Below are 17846 nucleotides of genomic sequence, written 5' to 3' on the forward strand. Positions count from 1 at the left end.
TTTTCATCTATCTTAGAGGGTAATCTATCAGCTAATCGGTATTAAAAATGGGTTCAGTAAAATACTGAGCCCATTTTACGACAAGTTTATTTAGATTTTTTACTACAAATAGAATAACCAATAGCTACTATTTCATGTATTATCAATGGAAGTACAGAACATATTGCTGTTATAATCCATTCGTTGCCTGTAAGATTTGCTGTTGAAAAAACGGCTCTGACAGCAGGAACTTCAATAACTAAAAATTGAAGTCCGATACCAACTACAAATGCAAGTGCCATCATCCAGTTTTTATTGCTGAAAATATGAATAAATGATTTCTTGACATTACTCATACCTATCATATGGAAAAGCTCGCAGAATGCAAGGGTTGTAAATGCCATTGTCTGTGCCTGATGAAGTATATCTGCATTACCTTCATAAAGTGCCTTTATATCTCCAAGAGAGAATACACCATTTAGCCAGCCTGCCGCAAAATACGAGATAAGAACTGCTACTGTTATTACAACGCCAAAACCTGCTGTAAGCTTAACTCCGCCATCGGCAAAGATACCCTTTTTCGGGTCTCTTGGTTTTTCATCAAGAACATCATGTGCTTTGGGGTCCATACCCAAAGCAATCGCTGGCAAACTATCTGTGATAAGGTTTACCCACAAAAGATGAATAGCAATAAGTGGTGCTGGCAAGCCAAGACATATAATAAAGAACATAGCAAGAACTTCGGCAATATTACTTGAAATTAGGAATATAATTGTCTTTTTGATATTTGCAAAAATACCTCTTCCCTCTTCAACAGCCTTTTCGATAGATGCGAAGTTATCATCAGTAAGAACCATATCAGCTGCACCTTTGGCAACATCTGTACCAGTAATTCCCATTGCTATGCCAATATCAGCAGCTTTAAGGCTTGGTGCATCATTAACGCCATCACCTGTCATAGCACAGATATTTCCGTTCGCCTTAAATGCTTTAACAATCTGAACCTTATTTTCAGGCGAAACTCTTGCAAAAACTCTTACGCTCTTACAGCATTCTTTGAGTTCGTCTTCGCTCATTGCGTCAACCTCTGCACCTGTTCGGCACTGTTCCTTTGTTTCGCAAATTCCAAGATTTTTAGCTATTGCAAAGGCGGTATCCTTATGGTCGCCTGTAATCATAACAGTTGCAATACCTGCTCGCTTAAATTTCTCAACTGCGCCCTTTGCCTCGGGTCTTTCAGGGTCTATCATTGCTACCAAGCCGACAAAAATCAAATCGTCCTCGATTGGTTTATCTGTTATACGATATGCAAGAGCAAGAACTCTAAGAGCCTTATCGCTGAAATAGCTATTTGTACTGTAAATCTTCTTTATATCATCATCTGTAATACTTCTAACCTTACCATTTTCAAGGATTTTGGTTGTATGCTTTAAGATAGAATCTAAAGCACCCTTTGTATAACCGATATTCTTTCCATTATCATTGTGGACAGTGGTCATCATTTTTCTGTCACTATCAAATGGAAGTTCATCTATTCTTGGCGACATTGTTTCAAGGTCTTTTTTACGAAAACTAAGCTCATTTGCAAAATTGACAAGTGCAATTTCTGTTGGGTCACCATATAAGCCGTCATCAACAGTAGCATTAGAGCAAAGGCTCATACCTTTTGCAAGAAATCTAAATTCATTACTTTTCTGAGCTTTAAAATCAGAGCTAACTACAACCTGACCATTGCAATATGCCTCAACAACAGTCATTTTATTTTGAGTAAGTGTGCCTGTTTTATCTGAACATACTACTGAAACAGCACCAAGCGTTTCAACAGAAGGCAGTTTTCTTACAATCGTATTTGCTTTAACCATCTTCTGCACACCAATAGCAAGAACTATTGTTACAACTGCTGGCAAGCCCTCTGGTATAGCCGCAACAGCAAGTGAAATTGATGAGAGAATAGCCTCTATATAAGCTTCAATATTCGTACCCTTACCATCAACAAAAATCCATACAAGGTCAACAGCAAGCACAAGGAGAACTATTATAAGTGTTATTATTCCAAGTCCTTTAGAAAGCTTTGCAAGAACCTTTTGTAGTGGTGTAAGCTCTTCTTGCTCATTATCAAGAGCAGATGCAATCTTACCTATTTCGGTTTCCATTCCACAACCACTTACAATGCCCATTCCTCTGCCATATGTTACAGGTGTTGACATATAAACCATATTAACTCTGTCTGCAACACCAACAGGTTCGCTGAATATAATGTCTGCGTTCTTTTCAACCTGCATAGATTCGCCTGTAAGGCTTGATTCATTTACTTTAAGGTTAGCTGATTCTATAAGTCTTAAATCTGCACCTATTGTATCGCCTTCCTCAAGCACAACAATATCGCCAAGAACAAGCTCACTTGATTTAACTTTCTGACGCTTACCATCACGAATTACAGTAGATTCGGGGCTTGACATCTTCTTCAAAGCGTCAAGCGAAGATTGTGCTTTTAATTCCTGAACTGTTCCAATAATTGCATTTATTATAATAACCGCAAGGATAATTATAACATCAGGCCAATCGCCCACTTCTAAAAAATTAAAAGCATTACCCGCTTTCAGCCAATTAACCGTTTCATATATTGATACACCTATCGTAACAGCTATTGCGGCAAAAAGTACATAAATCATAGGGTCATTAAGCTGTGAAAGGAAAACTAAAAACCAAGGCTTCTTTTTCTTTTCTTTGAGTTTGTTTTCTCCAAAAAGCTCTAAGCGTCTTTTGGCTTCTTTTTCGGTCAAACCATTTTTCAAGTCTGTTTCATACTCATTTGCAAGTTTGAGAGTCGAAAAAGTTTCTACATTTTGCTGTTTTTTCATAACTTATTATTTCTCCTTAATATATAAAATTTAAAAATTCCCTCAATAACCCAAATCAGTTTATATTTTCCCTAAGACAATTAAAAGTTTTGCTCAAGCTTTTTCAAAAGCTTGTAGGTCAAGGGCAACGCCCTTGTCGCTCTCCGCAGAGAGCGACACACCTTTGGGCGAAGCCCAACATTCTTTACTCCTAAGCGGCAGATTTTATCCGCCGCATTTTCTTACATCAGCAACATTAGTCAATAAAGGCGGACTTTGTCCGCCTTTAGAAGGCAAAGAATGTTAAGGGCTTCGCCCTTAAAACCCACCAAAGGCTCTGCCTTTGGAATCTGTGAGCCTTTGAAAAGGCTCAAGCGAAACTTTTAAGTGTCTTGGGGAAGTGCATTAGCATAATAATGGATAATAAAAAAGACTCAACACATAGCCTCATTTAGAGTTATGTGTGAGTCTGGTAATTTAAAGCAAGCCAGGTCTTTTATAAAGAGCCATGAGTGTTGACTTACTACGCACATTAAGTACGCTTACTACTCCCTCACAAGGGATTCCTAATATTTATATTTTATCATATGAAATATTAGCTGTCAATAAGATATTTTTATCAAAATAAATTTTTAAGCTTAAAATACTCCTTTTCTTTCAAGGAATCTTGCAATTTTTTCACCCTTTGGCATCTGAAGAACATCGTCCTTCTGTATAGCCTTAAAAATAAACAGACAGAATATATATACTATTATAGCAACTATAACTGCAAGAATAGTAGCAATCTTTCCGCTCATAAAGTAATTAAAAAGATGATATGATACAAAAGCTCCGACACCACATACAAGTGATGCAAGAAGTGGCTTTACGAGTATCGACATAAAGTTCGGAACGATTTTGGTATGCCTACAAAGGAAAAATACTCCAACAACAGATATAAACAAATAGCATACAAATGTTCCAATAGGCGCACCCTGAATATTTATCTCAGGAATACCAACGAGAACATAGTTAGTAATAATCTTAACGGCAACGCCGATAGCCATAAGCTTAACCGGTAAATCAACTCTTCCAACAGCCTGAAGCATACTGCATATAGGTGTTGCTGTTCCAACAAAGATAATAGCTATGCCCATTGTGGTTAAAACCTTAGAAGCAATTTCTACTTCGTTAGATACATTAGGGCTACTATAAATCAAACCAAGTATAGGCTCAGAAAGAACCGAAAGTCCGATACCTGATGGAATGGTAACAACCAAGGTTATTCTTAAAACTGCCTCAAGACTTTGTTTCAGCTTTGCTTTATCTTTACTTGCCCAAGCCGCAGTTACCGATGGTAAGGCACTTGAACCAAATACCTGTGTAAGTGCTGTTATGAGCATAGTTAAAGTTGAGCTATATCCATAGCAGCCGAAAAGATAGGTATGTGTTGTGCCTGCATAATATACACTATCTGGTAAAAGCGTTCCATAAACATTAAGCAATGCTTCTGGATTGGTCTGCATAATATCATAGATTCGGCTTTGTACGATAGATGTATCTATAACATCTGTGATACTTAACAAAATTGCACCCATACCGACAGGAATAGCTGTTCTAACAAGTATTTTTATTGTTTCTCTGTCTGAGCGAGGTCTTGGAGAATTTGCAAGATCTTCTTGAGTGATTCCATCACCGTTCTTTCTATAACGGATATAAAGGAATACAAAGCCCATAATTCCACCAAGAGATATTCCTGTAATTGCCGCACCTACTGCAATAGGCATAATATAATCCGTTGCCTGCTCAAGACTTGAGCATTTCATTCCAAGAACATAGCCTGTTGTTTCATATTGATTTGTACCAAACTTAATTGTGAGATATGCCATAGTAAGTCCAACAAAGAGTTTGAAGGTTGCCTCTATAATCTCCGAAATTGCTGTCGGAACCATATTTCGCATACCCTCAAAGTAACCTCTGTATATTGACATCAGGCAACCGAAAAGAACTGTTGGTGCAAGAGCCAATATTGCAAAAATGGCATTTGGTGTCTTAATAAGATTAACATAAATAAAGCTTCCGCCTATCATTAAAAGAAAACACACACAGCCTGTAACTATAAATATAGGAACAGAAACTCTATGTATTTTCTTTACATCTTTATATCTGCCGTTTGCAACACTTTCTGAAACCATTCTTGAAATAGCAATAGGGAATCCAGCAGTAGCAAGCATAAAAAGCGGATTATATAGTGCATATGCAGCATTAAAAAGACCAGTGCCAACACCACCAAACATATTCGCAAGTATGATTTTATAAACCATTCCAAATGTCTTAACAATAATCATACTTGCTGCAAGAATAAAAGCTCCTTGTAAAAATGATTGGCTTTTTATTTCTTTTGGTATACTCTTTTTTCTAAGCACTCATTAACCTCCCTACAGTATAGCGTAATTTCCGACAAACTCATAAAATCAGATTTTTACGCAAATAATACTGCAAATATGAGGGGCGAACTAAGTTCGCCCGTCAAAATACTAACTTAGATTAACATAAGATTTAAAAAGCTTAAGCAAAATCTTTAATCTATTAAGCTTATGTTAAATTATTTCAATCAACACAATTTTTAAATTTGCAATATTATTCTTCAGTAGAAGCTTCAACTGTATTTTTTTCTGTTTTCTTTGGTTCTTCTACTTCATCAGGCTGTAGCATATCCTCTGAATTTCTAAGCCTTTCGCCACATTTCCCACAGAAAATTGCATCTTTAGAATTCACTGTACTGCAATTAGGGCATTTTACTCTGTTTTTTGTTTCTGCAATAAGTTTATTTACAGAATCAAGCTGTCCCTTGAGGTCTGAAATCTTTTCAACAAGCTCTGCTATTGCTTTATCATAACACTTGTCACTTGTCTTTGCTTCATAGACTACTCGTCCAAGAATTTCACACTTCTTAGAAATTTCACTGCTAAGCTCTGCGGCTGAAATAGTAAGCTTAGAAATATCAACAAATTTTTCTGCCTTCTTGCCAACAAAACCTGCAGCAGTCTTTGCATTATAGATTGCATCTTCAAGTATTCCCATAAACAGACACTCCTTTTCGATTCTAAGTATATTTTAGAGTATAGCACAAACTATCTGTATCTTCAATAGTTTTTTAGCTAATATTCAAACGAACTGCCACCTATAAATTCTCTCAAAAGAGAGTATTTCGGCACAAGTTCTTGGTCTATTGAAGAGAATTGCTCTAAAGCTGAAATCATTCTTTCGGCATAGCTGTAATTCTCACCATTTCTATCAACCTCGGAAAGTATTTTTATTGCCTCATCTTTCAAAATACATACCTCATATGGGTGAAATGTATTCAAAGTGTAATCACTCATATACTTAAATGGACGAATATATTTTCTCTCGCCGAGGCAGACATTATCCCACATAGATATAGTTTCCTCACCATCAGAGCCTCTGAACGCTGTATCTCTCACAAGTCTTCTAAGAAAGCGTATATCCTCCGCTCTCAAAATCTTCTTTTCAGTATTTTTGATACCCTGTTTTACACTTATATAAATCTTCTTAATAGCCTCTGCATTTATTCCCTCTGTAAATATCGGATTAAGTGCATGAATTCCTTCAATTATTATAAAGCTATCCTTTTCAACTTTAAGCTCTGTAAAAACAGAGTCTCTCTCTCCCTTTGCAAAGCTATACTTAGGCAGCATACAACTGCCGTTTGTAAGTATACTTTTTATGCAAGATTTTATATATGGAATGTCTAATGCCTCAAGAGCCTCATAATTATACTCACCATTCGGAAGCTTTGGAATATTTTTCTTTCCCGTATAGAAATTATCAAGAGAAATTATATGGGTATTTCTTCCAGCACTTTCAAACTTTGATTTAAGTAGCTTGGCTGTTGTAGTTTTTCCACTTGATGACGGACCTGTAAGCATTATAATATTACACTGCTTTTCAAGCTCCATAATGCTTTCAGCAATATTATCCAAGTCGCTGTGAAACTGTTCCTCTACTGTATCTATAAAGCCTTTAGCCTCGTTTTCGGCATAGTAGTTTATTACAGGAAGATTATAAGAATATCTTCTGTATGTATTATTTAAGGTTACCATAGAAAGTCTTAATCTGCTCCTTTCGTCTTAGCATTTCATCAAAACCGTTGATATATTCATATGGATATTTATAATTAAATATTCGTTCAAGGTGATTTACGCCAGGCTCACGAAGCTTAGAAACCCCACCTGCCCCACACGCAAGAATTGTATGGGTTTCGTCCATAACATATACATTATATAAGCCATCAAAACCATCTTTAGACCAACCTACATTTTCGAGATTACCCTCCATTCTGCTCTGACGATACAGATAATATGGGTGGTAACCAAATTGTGGAAGCTTTTCCTCACAATATTTCATCATAATAGCTGCCGGTGGCTCTGCACCCGTCTTGACCAATGTTCCGCCAAGCGTAAGGAAAGATGAACGCTTCATAGCAAGAGTATGAACAGTTATGCTTGCAGGTGAAAGGTCACACAAGGTATCAAGAGTATATTTAAAGGTTTCCGGAGTATCTTTTGGCAGTCCAGTTATTAAATCCATATTTATATGCTTAAAACCAATTTCTTCCGCAAGCTTATATGCCTCTAAGGTCTGTGTGGCGGTATGTCGTCTGCCAATAGCCTCAAGAACCTCATCATTCAAAGTCTGTGGATTTATGCTTATTCTATCACAGCCACCATCAAGAATTGCTTCAAGCTTTTCACGAGTTATAGTATCTGGTCTGCCTGCCTCTATCGTAAATTCTCGGCATTTTTTCATATCAAAAGAGGCATTTATTGCAGTAATAAGCTTTGTTAGCTGTTCAGCAGAAAAAGTTGTTGGGGTTCCTCCTCCTATATATACAGTTTCAAGTCTGAGATTTAGTTCTTTGGCTATTTCAGCTGTATATTTTATTTCCTGACATAGCAAATCAAGATATGGCTCAACAAGCTTTTTCGCTTTTTCTATCGACTGAGAAACAAATGAACAATAAGAGCATCTTGTCGGGCAAAACGGCACTGATATATAAAGGCTGAATGAATCAGGCTTTGAAAGTTCGAGAATTTTACGCTCATTTTTTTCTGTTGTTAGTGCAAGCTTTGTTTTCTGCTCAGTAACAAGCAGCTTTTCTCTGAAATATTTATCTGCACCATCTGTGCCAAGTTCTCTTACGAGGTTATGCAAAAGCTTTATTGGACGAACTCCTGTTAATATTCCCCAAGGAAGTCTTATGCCTGTATATTCGCTTAATATCTCAAAAAGCATAATGGCAGCCGCTCTCTCACATTCTGAATATTCAGAATCGAACTCACCATCTATTTTTTTAGATAAAGTCTTTTCAAAATCTTCATCAGCAAAGCTTACAATTATATCAGAATCTTTTTCGTGCTTAATAAGCTCTATTGCAACAAAAGGCTTTTCACGATTTACATTTTCATCGCATTTTATGACATTCATTTTTTCATTATTAAAAAATGCACGAGTCAGATTTTCAATCTCATAATGAAAGGGATTATTTATAATATAGATATTCATAACAGCAATCCTTAATTTAAAATTTTATTAATTTTATAATATCACACATATTTATTTTAATCAAGAAAAGCATAATACTCTTTGTATACAATCTCCACAACTTGACAAACAAAATATAAATCATATCAATTCGTTGCTTTTTAGACAATATGTAATTTATATACAATTTATTCTTAGTACAAAAAATATAATTTTACATCAAAATCATTTAAAAATAATAATTTGTCAATTTATATGTATAGACATATAACCCTAAAAAGTGTTATAATTTAGATTAGCTAAGTCGAAAAACTATATTGGAGAGAATCTAATGACAAAAAATAAAGCTTTATATGAATTTATGGAATATCTGCCATTCTTAAAGGAACTCGTCAAGAGAGATTTCAAGATGAAATACTATAAATCATTTCTTGGTGTTCTCTGGACATTGCTTAATCCTTTGATTTTGGCAACTATTATGACAATTATCTTCTCTACACTTTTTAAAAGGTCTATTGAATACTATCCTATTTATAATATTTCAGGTCATCTTATACTGACTTTCTTCGTAACAGCAACAAAACAATCACTTTCTTCTGTATATCATCACGCAGGCGTTTTCAGAAAATTTAAAGTTCCACAATATATGTATTGTCTTTCTAATGTAACTATTGCCTTTATAACACTTCTGTTTTCTTCTGTTCCTATGCTTATATTGGCTTTAGTCTTAGGTATGCCATTACATTTTACAATGTTGCTTTTTCCTTTGCCTATTATACTTGCTTTTATCTTTACAATGGGCTGTTCGCTTATTCTCGCTGCATATGGCGTATTTTTCAGAGATTTAAGCCATCTCTATGGAATACTCACATATGCACTGAATTTCCTTACACCAATATTCTATCCAATTGAAATTATCCCTGTTGAATATCGTTTTGTATGGGACTTCAATCCCCTATATCTTTATATAAGAATTTTAAGAGAGGTTTTCATTTATAATACCATTCCAAATGAGAAAACCTTGCTTGTCGCTACCTGCTACGCTATATTAACCTTAGCTCTCGGCATACTTGTCTTTAAAGAAAAAAGAAGTAAATTCTATAACTACTTGTAATTTGGAGGTAATAAAATGGCTGAAACCTCAGTCAAGGTTGATAATGTTTATATGATGTTCAACCTAAGTAAAAATAAGCAAACAAGCCTGAAAGAATATGTCATAGATATGGTTAAAGGCAATCTTTTCTTTGACGAATTCTGGGCATTAGAGAATGTTTCGTTTGAGCTTAAAAGAGGTGAGTCTATGGGACTTGTCGGTGTTAATGGTTCCGGAAAGTCTACTCTGCTAAGACTTATTGCAGGAATTATGGAGCCTACATATGGCACCATATACACAAAAGGTACTATTGCACCTCTTATTGCTCTTGGTGGTGGTTTTGAACCTACACTTTCCGCAAGAGAAAATGTATATCTTAATGGAGCTATGCACGGTCACTCAACAGAATTTATGAGAAAGCGTTTTGATGATATTATAAGCTTTGCAGAACTTGAAGAATTTGTTGATGTTCCTATCAAAAACTTTTCCTCTGGTATGCTCGCAAGACTTGGCTTTTCTATTGCCACATCTGTTCACGCTGATATAGTTATTGCCGATGAGGTTCTCTCTGTTGGTGATGCAAGATTTAGAAAGAAATGTGAAACCAGAATTGCCAATCTCCTTAAAGAAGGTACAACTGTTCTATATGTCTCACATAATGTCAACTCTGTTGTAAAAATGTGTAAAAAAGCTCTTTGGCTTGAAAAAGGCAGGGTTATTCAGAATGGTAATGCTCGTGATGTATGTATCGCATACAAAAGATATATCGAAGAGCAAACTCGTTTAGCCAAAGAAGCTCAAGAAATAAAAAATGAAAAAGCTTAAATTTTTATTTACTGCATCGAGGGCATCACATATTGAAAATTTCCATATGCCTGCAATAAATGCCCTGCGTCAAAATGGACATACAGTTGATACTGCAACCGAGGACTATATCAAAGAAAATTTGGTTGACCACTCTTATAACCTGATATTTCAAAAAAAAATTTATTCCCCAAGAAATATAGGAACAATAAATCAACTCTCTAAAATTATAAAATCAAATTCATACGATGTAATAATCTCAAATACTACTCTTGCAGGAGTTATTACAAGACTTGCAATTCCAAAGCTCAAAAAGAAGCCTTATCATATATACATATGTCACGGCTACCTTTTTAATGATGATAATTCAAAAAAAGCAAAGCTTTATCGTAGTATAGAAAAAAGCACTTCTTCAAAGATTGATTTATTGCTCACTATGAATAACGATGACCTTGGGATTGCGAAAAAATATGCCCTCTGTAAAAATATTCAGTATATAAATGGTATGGGAATAGATTCTAATAAATTTCCTGTTTTAAGTGCTGATGAGTGTAATTCTTTCCGTAAATCTCTTGGAATAAAAGAAAATGATTTTGTTTTCCTTTGTGTAGCTGAATTTTCCGAAAGAAAAAATCAACAGCTTATTATAAGAGCTTTTTCAGAATTATTAAAAACAAAGCCTGATTCAGTATTATTATTCGCTGGCAATGGTGAGCTTCTTGAAAATTGTAAGGCTCTCGCCGAATATTATGAAATCTCTCATAAAGTTCGCTTTTTAGGATATATCACAGATACAAATATATTATACCGCTCAGCTCAGGCGATTATCTCAGCAAGTCATATTGAAGGTTTACCTTTCAATATAATGGAAGCTCTTGAATGTGGTATTCCAGCTATTGTTTCAAAGATAAAAGGACATAAGGACTTGATAATTGATGGCTTTAACGGTATGCTTTTTGCTGATAATGACCAAATAGGCTTATCTGAAAAAATGTCAGAGCTTTCAAATTCAGAAATTTATAATAAAATCAAGAAAAATGTATTTCTCGAAAGTAAATATGAAGTTTCAGAGGCAACAGAAGTTCTTTTGCATTATTATCTTCAGCTTTCCGAAACAATTCCAACATATTCTGTTTAATGGAGGTTATTCCATGCAAACCAAAGTACACTCTATAAAAATATTGAGTATTATGCTCTTTGTTTTAATAACAATTTCTTTATTTCAATTTCCTGCAAATGCTACATCTCAAGGTATTGTTCTCGATAAAAATGACATAAGCCTTGCAGTAGGAAATTCTTATCAGCTAAAATGGACGGTTATTCCATCTGATGATGACCAATCTGCAACCTTCTATTCTAAAAATACCAGCATTGCAAATGTTTCTGCTGGCGGTCTTATTATTGCTACCGGAAAAGGCTTAACTGAAATTGTTATAAAAAGTGGTGATGGTCTTAATTTCACTACCTGCAAAGTCAAAGTTACAGAAAATAAGGACACCGAAGTTATAAATCTTGCAGAAACAGAGCTTTATCTAAGAAAAGGCAGTTCGTCTTCAATTTTTTATAACTATAATAAAGATGAATATGTTTTTTCAAAGTCATCAAGCTTTTTAAGCTCTGATGAAGATATTGCCACTGTTGATGAAAACGGAACAATCAAAGCCATTGAAAACGGTTCTACTACAATAACTGCAACCTTCGGCAAAATCACATGCTTTTGCAAGGTTAATGTAGGCGAAGGAACAAAATATATTTCGGGCAGAAAGGTTAGTGGAACACTTCTCAATGCCTCTAATAAGCTATATAAAAACACAACCATTGCAATCTCATATACAAAAAACAAAAAAATATATTATGCGACAGTTAAAACAGATTCCTATGGCAAATTTACTTTCAAAGGAATAAAGGACGGCACCTATAATTTTGCATATTATGATGCTTCCAATAGAAAGGTTATTCACAGCAACAATATCAAAGTAAGTGGAAAAGACATAAAATATACTGCTATCCTCAATAAAGGAACTATGCTTGCAGTTCAGGGCGAAATCAAATCAGAAGAAAATACCACTCCAAAGACTGTAAGCCTTTCTAATGAATATCTTTCTATGAATATTGGTGACATCAAGGAGCTTAATATTATAACTACTCCTCGTGATGCTGATATTACCAAACTCAAAGTTACAAGCTCAGATAAATCTGTTGTAGATATTAATGATAAAGGCGAGCTTGTAGCCATAAAAAGTGGTTATGCTGACATTACCTATAAAACTCTCGATGGAAAAAGTACGGCTGTATGCAAAGTAAATGTACTTGAAACAGAGTCTACTGAATATAGTCTGATTTATATTGCATTAATCTTTTTAGTAATTTTAATTATATTTTTCTGTTTCCTTAAAACTTATAAGAAATTTATGATTCAAAAAAAGCTTCGTGAAGATATGTACGATTAATTTTCCAAAGAAAAATAGCATGATATTGGAAGTGAGATAATGATAAAACAGAATCAGCGAAAATTTAACGCTATACATATTCTTGTAGATGCTTTATCTGCTGTTATCAGTATCGTTATTTCTTTCTTAATATCAGACAGTATTCATAAGATTGACTTTGACAGCACAAAGATTAAGAGTGACAGCTTTATTTTAATTATACTTTCACTTGGAATAGTTTTGCTTCATCTTATGTTCTATGCCCTATATGACCTTTATCGCTCATACAGAACAACTCGCTTGAGATATGAAGCCATGAACATAATTAAAGCAAACATTACTGCTTTCTTTATTCTTGAACTAACTCTGCTCATAACAGAATCAATATATCAGCTTCAGCTTTTCTTGATAATTTTCTTTGTGGCAGATACTTTTATAATAATTGCATATAGGTTTTTTCTAAGACGGATATTGCGTTATTTGAGAAGTAAAGGATATAACAAAAAATATATTGTTATAATCGGTATAAATGCTTGTACCGAAAAATTCATAGAAAATATCAAACGAAATCCAGACCTCGGCTATGAGATTGCAGGATATTTCAATGATAAGCCAGTCAATACTATAAACAAGCCATTTCTTGGTTCTTTCAAGGCTTTGGCAAGATATTTTGAGGTAAATACCATTGATGAAGCTGTACTTATGACAAGTGACAGCAATGAAAAGATTCTTATTATGATTTATAATATCTGTGAACGCTTTGGAATTAAAACATCAATTATTCCAAATATATTCGGCTCATTTTCTTCAAGAATATATGTCAGTAAATTTGGTTCTTTGCCAGTAATGAGCCTAAGAAATGTTCCACTCGATAATAAATTAAATGCCTTTATAAAGCGTTTGGGTGATATTGTTATTTCAATTATAGGTATTATAGTAAGCTCTCCTCTTATGATTGGTGTAGCAATAGCTATAAAAGCCACATCAAAAGGTAAGATAATCTTTAAGCAAGAGCGTATTGGCTATAATAGAAAAAGATTTACTATGTATAAATTTCGTTCTATGAAAGAAAATTCTGAAGTCTTAGATAAGATGACAGAAAAAGATGATGAACGCTGTACAAAAGTCGGAAAATTCATAAGACGCTTTAGTATTGATGAGCTTCCACAGCTTTTCAATGTGCTTATTGGCAATATGAGTCTTGTAGGTCCAAGACCTGAAACACCGTTTTTCGTTAGCAAATTTCAAAAATCCATTCCTCAATATATGCTGAAACACTATGTAAAGCCTGGCATGACGGGTTGGGCACAGGTAAATGACCTTAGGGGTGGAGATACCTCTATTGAGGAAAGAATTAAGTATGATATGTATTACATAGAAAATTGGACATTTATGTTTGATATAAAGATTCTATTTATGACCTTAACAAAAGGTATTTTCTCAAAAAATGGATTTTAACTTGGAGGAACAATATGCTGATTTACCACTTAAACAACCTACTTATCTTAGTTTGGGCAGCGATATTCTGCTTTCATAAGCCATCTAAAAATAAAAATATGATATTTCTATTTTTGTCTTTTGGGCAGCTTTATTTACTGACAATTTTTAGATTTCTCATTGGCTATGACTATGTTATGTATGCTAAAGCCTTTATGGACCTGCAAACACAGGATTTTTGGAATTTCACCTACTATGACTGGGAATATGGTTTCGTTTTTATAACAAAGATTTTAGGAATGATTCTTCCAAGCTACACATCATATTTTGCAGTAATTGCAATCTTCACTCTGATTCCTGTTGCAATATTTATTTATCGCAATACAGAAAAAGTTTGGATTGGAACATTTATGTATATAAACTTCTTCCTTTTCTTTATGCAGATGAACTTCATTCGTCAGGCTTTTGCAGTTTCTATCACATTATTTGCATGGCAATTCATAAGAAAAAAGAAATTCTTCTGGTTCATTTTAGTAATTCTTTTTGCTTCATTGTTCCACTCAACTGTACTTGTAATGATTCCTTTCTACTTCCTCGCAAAAATGCGTCCTACGGGAAAGCAGGTTATATTTTACGGCTATGCCCTCACAATCTTCTACTTCTCATCAACAGGAATACTAAACCTTATTACAAAGATTTTCCATCAAGAATATAATAATACCCAATTTATTACAGAAGGCATTTCGCTGATTTATGCCGTAGTACCAATTATTATTTTGTTATTCACCATGCTCAATGCAGAGAAAATACTAAAACTAAATCCAGATAATCGCTATGTTATAAGTATGGTTTTCGCAGGAACATTCTTTATGATAATAATGGCACGACATTCTATTTTGGAGCGTTTCTCATATTACTTCTTTATTTATATTGTATTGCTTGTTCCAGAGCTTATTTCATCTGTTGAAAAATATGGCTTCGGTCGTGTTAAAAATAATGTTATGCTACCAAATGAAACACCTATAGAAGATGTTAAAAGATTCAAAGATCAATCTATCATACTCACAATAGTGATTTTAGTTCTATCTTACGCTATGTTTACTTATGGTATGTTCGAAAATGCACACGGAGTAGTACCATATACATCTTGGATATTTTAATTATAATTACTATAAAACTCTACAATATAATCACCTTTTATTGCTAATTTTTTAGTTTTCCCATTATTGACAATATTGTAACTTGATGATATAATTCTATTGTACTGTAAATAGTATAATAAATGATGTTAGGAGGAACCCGAAGATGAAAAAGAAGATTCTTGCAGCTCTTGCAACAGCAAGTGTAGCAGTAAGCTCTATTGCAGCAAGTGTTTCAGCAGCAACCCTTGGTGATAGTACTTCTGTTAAACCAAGTGATGTTTCTAATATCACAAGCAATGGTAAAGTCCCTACAACAGGTGATGCTTCTACAACTCTTCTTCTCGTTGCTGGTGCAGTAGCAGTAGTTGCTCTTACAACAATCATTGTTGCTGTAAAGTCAAAGAAAACTGCAAAATAATCCTTACCTAAGTCGAAAATTCAATTGTGTTTTCGAAACAGCAGGCCATTTATTCGGTCTGCTGTTTGTCATTTATAGATAAAAACTATTGCCAAGTCTCTTAAAATATATTATAATAGAAGTAATATATTTCTATGGGTGATGATAGTTTGAGTAGTAAGCTTGCTATATATATTTCTTGTTCTGCAACTAATGACAAACCTACCTTTCCGTTTCTTTATAATATATATGCAGGTGCAGCATTAAATAATAATACTATTGATTCGGATACTCTCAAAGATAATATAGGCGATAATATTTCTGAAAAAAATCCCTATTATTGTGAGCTTACAGTTCATTATTATGCTTGGAAAAACACTAATGCAGATTATCTCGGCTTTTTTCATAGCAGAAGATATATTTCATTCAATCGACAAAATTTAGTCGATAAAAGCTATTCCAAAAGAAAATTGCCAAAACCATATATAGTTAAGGATTTTCCGACAAAGGAACTTCTTGAGAAAAATGGATATGATAAGGAGAACATTATATCACTTCTTAAAATTTATCCTATTATAGGAGTTATTCCCGAAAAAATGCCCGAAACTACATATGAGCATCTAATCCGCACACAAAAAAATGGAAAAACAGAATTTAAGTTAATTGAAGAAAAATTGAAATTGAACTATCCTGAGTTTTTGTCCGCGTTTAATGAATATATGTCGAGCAGATACTTATATTTTTGTAATATGTATGTTATGCATAGAGATATTTTTGATAAATATTGCAGTTGGCTTTTTGATATTCTTGAATATGTTGACGCAAATATGCCACAGCGTATTGAACGAGATGATGGCATGATGGCTGAAAGGCTTTTTGGCGTATTTATGACATATATCAAAAAAGAAGGCTCTATAAACTGGGCCGAATTGCCAAGAATTCATTTTGCTAAAGTTGGCGGCACAACCAAAAATTTCTCGTGTAATAAGCTTGGAAATTTGATTTTCCCTCCGGGGTCTTTCAGACGAAATATATTAAGAAAAATAGTGAAAGGTTGATTAAAATGTACGATTATCTAATTGTTGGTTCAGGTCTTTACGGTGCGATGTTCGCATATGAGGCGAAAAAGAGAGGAAAAAAGTGCCTTGTTATCGATAAGAGAAATCATATCGGCGGTAATATCTACTGCGAAAATATCGAGGGTATCAATGTTCATAAATATGGTGCCCATATTTTTCATACAAGTGACAAGAAGATTTGGGATTATATTAATACATTCGCAGGATTCAATAACTATATTAACTCCCCTGTTGCTATTTATAAGGACGAACTTTATAATCTCCCATTCAATATGAATACATTCTCTAAGCTTTGGGGTATTAAGACACCTGCTGAGGCTAAGAAAATTATTGCTGACCAGATTGCCGACCTCAACATTACAGAGCCTAAAAACCTTGAAGAACAGGCTCTCTCACTTGTAGGTAAAGATGTTTATCAAAAGCTTATCAAGGGCTACACAGAAAAGCAATGGGAGCGTGACTGCAAAGACCTTCCTGCATTTATCATTAAGCGTCTTCCACTCCGCTTTACATTCGATAACAACTACTTCAATGACCGCTATCAAGGTATTCCTATTGGTGGTTATACAAAGATTATCGAAAAAATGCTTGATGGCATTGATGTTCTTACTGACACAGACTATTTTGAATGGATTAAGGATAGCAATAATGCAGCAAGTATCAAGAAAACGCTCTTTACAGGACCTATCGACCAATTCTATAACTATTGCTATGGTGTTCTCGAATATCGTTCTGTTCGCTTTGAAACAGAAGTTCTTGATACAGATAACTATCAGGGTAACGCTGTGGTAAACTACACAGACAGAGAAGTTCCATACACAAGAATTATCGAGCATAAGCATTTTGAATTTGGCAAACAGCCTAAGACTGTCATTTCTCGTGAATATTCTTCCGAGTGGAAGCTTGGTGATGAGCCATACTACACAATCAATGATGATAAGAATAACTCACTTTTCGCTAAATATAGAGAACTTGCTGATAAGGAAGAAAATGTTATTTTTGGTGGTCGTCTTGGTAACTATAAGTATTACGATATGGATAAGGTTATCGCTGCTGTATTCGAGGCTATTGCTAAAGAATTTGGTGAATAAGATATAGATTT

14 protein-coding genes are annotated in these 17846 nt (G+C 34.3%); 9 read left to right on the top strand and 5 right to left on the bottom strand.

Annotation, left to right across the window (positions count from 1 at the left end):
• Positions 1-86: 86 nt before the first annotated feature.
• From C9914_RS06550 to hemZ, 5 genes are all read right to left on the bottom strand, one after another.
• Positions 87-2840, bottom strand: a complete 2754-nt coding sequence (locus tag C9914_RS06550) for a cation-translocating P-type ATPase (protein ID WP_106764235.1) — start codon at positions 2838-2840, stop codon at positions 87-89.
• Positions 2841-3457: 617 nt separating this feature from the next.
• A complete protein-coding gene (locus C9914_RS06555; RefSeq protein ID WP_106764237.1) occupies positions 3458-5224 on the bottom strand; it encodes a putative polysaccharide biosynthesis protein in 1767 nt (588 codons plus the stop codon).
• Between the two features lie 214 nt (positions 5225-5438).
• A complete protein-coding gene (locus tag C9914_RS06560; RefSeq protein ID WP_106764238.1) occupies positions 5439-5882 on the bottom strand; it encodes a zinc ribbon domain-containing protein in 444 nt (147 codons plus the stop codon).
• 77 nt (positions 5883-5959) lie between these two features.
• The gene (locus C9914_RS06565; protein WP_022264174.1) at positions 5960-6922 is read right to left on the bottom strand and encodes a uridine kinase family protein; all 963 of its coding nucleotides are present in this window, start codon (positions 6920-6922) and stop codon (positions 5960-5962) included.
• The gene (gene hemZ / locus C9914_RS06570; RefSeq protein ID WP_106764240.1) at positions 6906-8384 is read right to left on the bottom strand and encodes a coproporphyrinogen dehydrogenase HemZ; all 1479 of its coding nucleotides are present in this window, start codon (positions 8382-8384) and stop codon (positions 6906-6908) included. Before hemZ ends, C9914_RS06565 begins: the two co-directional genes overlap by 17 nt.
• A 310-nt stretch (positions 8385-8694) precedes the next feature.
• Between hemZ and C9914_RS06575 the strand changes: the two genes are divergently transcribed.
• From C9914_RS06575 to glf, 9 genes are all read left to right on the top strand, one after another.
• Positions 8695-9477 (top strand): ABC transporter permease, encoded by a 783-nt coding sequence (locus C9914_RS06575; protein WP_022264176.1) that lies wholly within the window; start codon positions 8695-8697, stop codon positions 9475-9477.
• Between the two features lie 15 nt (positions 9478-9492).
• Entirely contained in the window at positions 9493-10281 is a 789-nt protein-coding gene (locus C9914_RS06580; RefSeq protein ID WP_106764241.1) for an ABC transporter ATP-binding protein, read from the top strand.
• On the top strand, positions 10268-11398 hold the full coding sequence (locus C9914_RS06585) for a glycosyltransferase (RefSeq protein ID WP_106764243.1): 1131 nt from the start codon (positions 10268-10270) through the stop codon (positions 11396-11398). Before C9914_RS06580 ends, C9914_RS06585 begins: the two co-directional genes overlap by 14 nt.
• A 13-nt stretch (positions 11399-11411) precedes the next feature.
• Entirely contained in the window at positions 11412-12710 is a 1299-nt protein-coding gene (locus C9914_RS06590; protein WP_158707350.1) for an Ig-like domain-containing protein, read from the top strand.
• 39 nt (positions 12711-12749) lie between these two features.
• The gene (locus C9914_RS06595; protein ID WP_106764246.1) at positions 12750-14147 is read left to right on the top strand and encodes an undecaprenyl-phosphate glucose phosphotransferase; all 1398 of its coding nucleotides are present in this window, start codon (positions 12750-12752) and stop codon (positions 14145-14147) included.
• A 14-nt stretch (positions 14148-14161) separates the two neighbouring features.
• Positions 14162-15286, top strand: a complete 1125-nt coding sequence (locus C9914_RS06600; RefSeq protein ID WP_106764248.1) for an EpsG family protein — start codon at positions 14162-14164, stop codon at positions 15284-15286.
• Between the two features lie 145 nt (positions 15287-15431).
• Positions 15432-15686, top strand: coding sequence for an LPXTG cell wall anchor domain-containing protein (locus C9914_RS06605; RefSeq protein WP_022264182.1), 255 nt, complete (start codon positions 15432-15434; stop codon positions 15684-15686).
• A 134-nt stretch (positions 15687-15820) separates the two neighbouring features.
• Complete coding sequence (locus C9914_RS06610; protein ID WP_106764249.1) at positions 15821-16723, top strand: DUF4422 domain-containing protein; 903 nt, start codon at positions 15821-15823, stop codon at positions 16721-16723.
• A 5-nt stretch (positions 16724-16728) separates the two neighbouring features.
• Positions 16729-17835 carry a UDP-galactopyranose mutase gene (gene glf, locus C9914_RS06615; RefSeq protein ID WP_181013442.1) on the top strand — a complete coding sequence of 369 codons (1107 nt, stop codon included), beginning with the start codon at positions 16729-16731 and terminating at the stop codon, positions 17833-17835.
• The last annotated feature ends 11 nt before the right edge of the window (positions 17836-17846 follow it).

This window comes from Pseudoruminococcus massiliensis (assembly GCF_900291955.1).
In the GTDB taxonomy this organism is placed as follows: Bacteria; Bacillota; Clostridia; order Oscillospirales; family Acutalibacteraceae; genus Pseudoruminococcus; species Pseudoruminococcus massiliensis.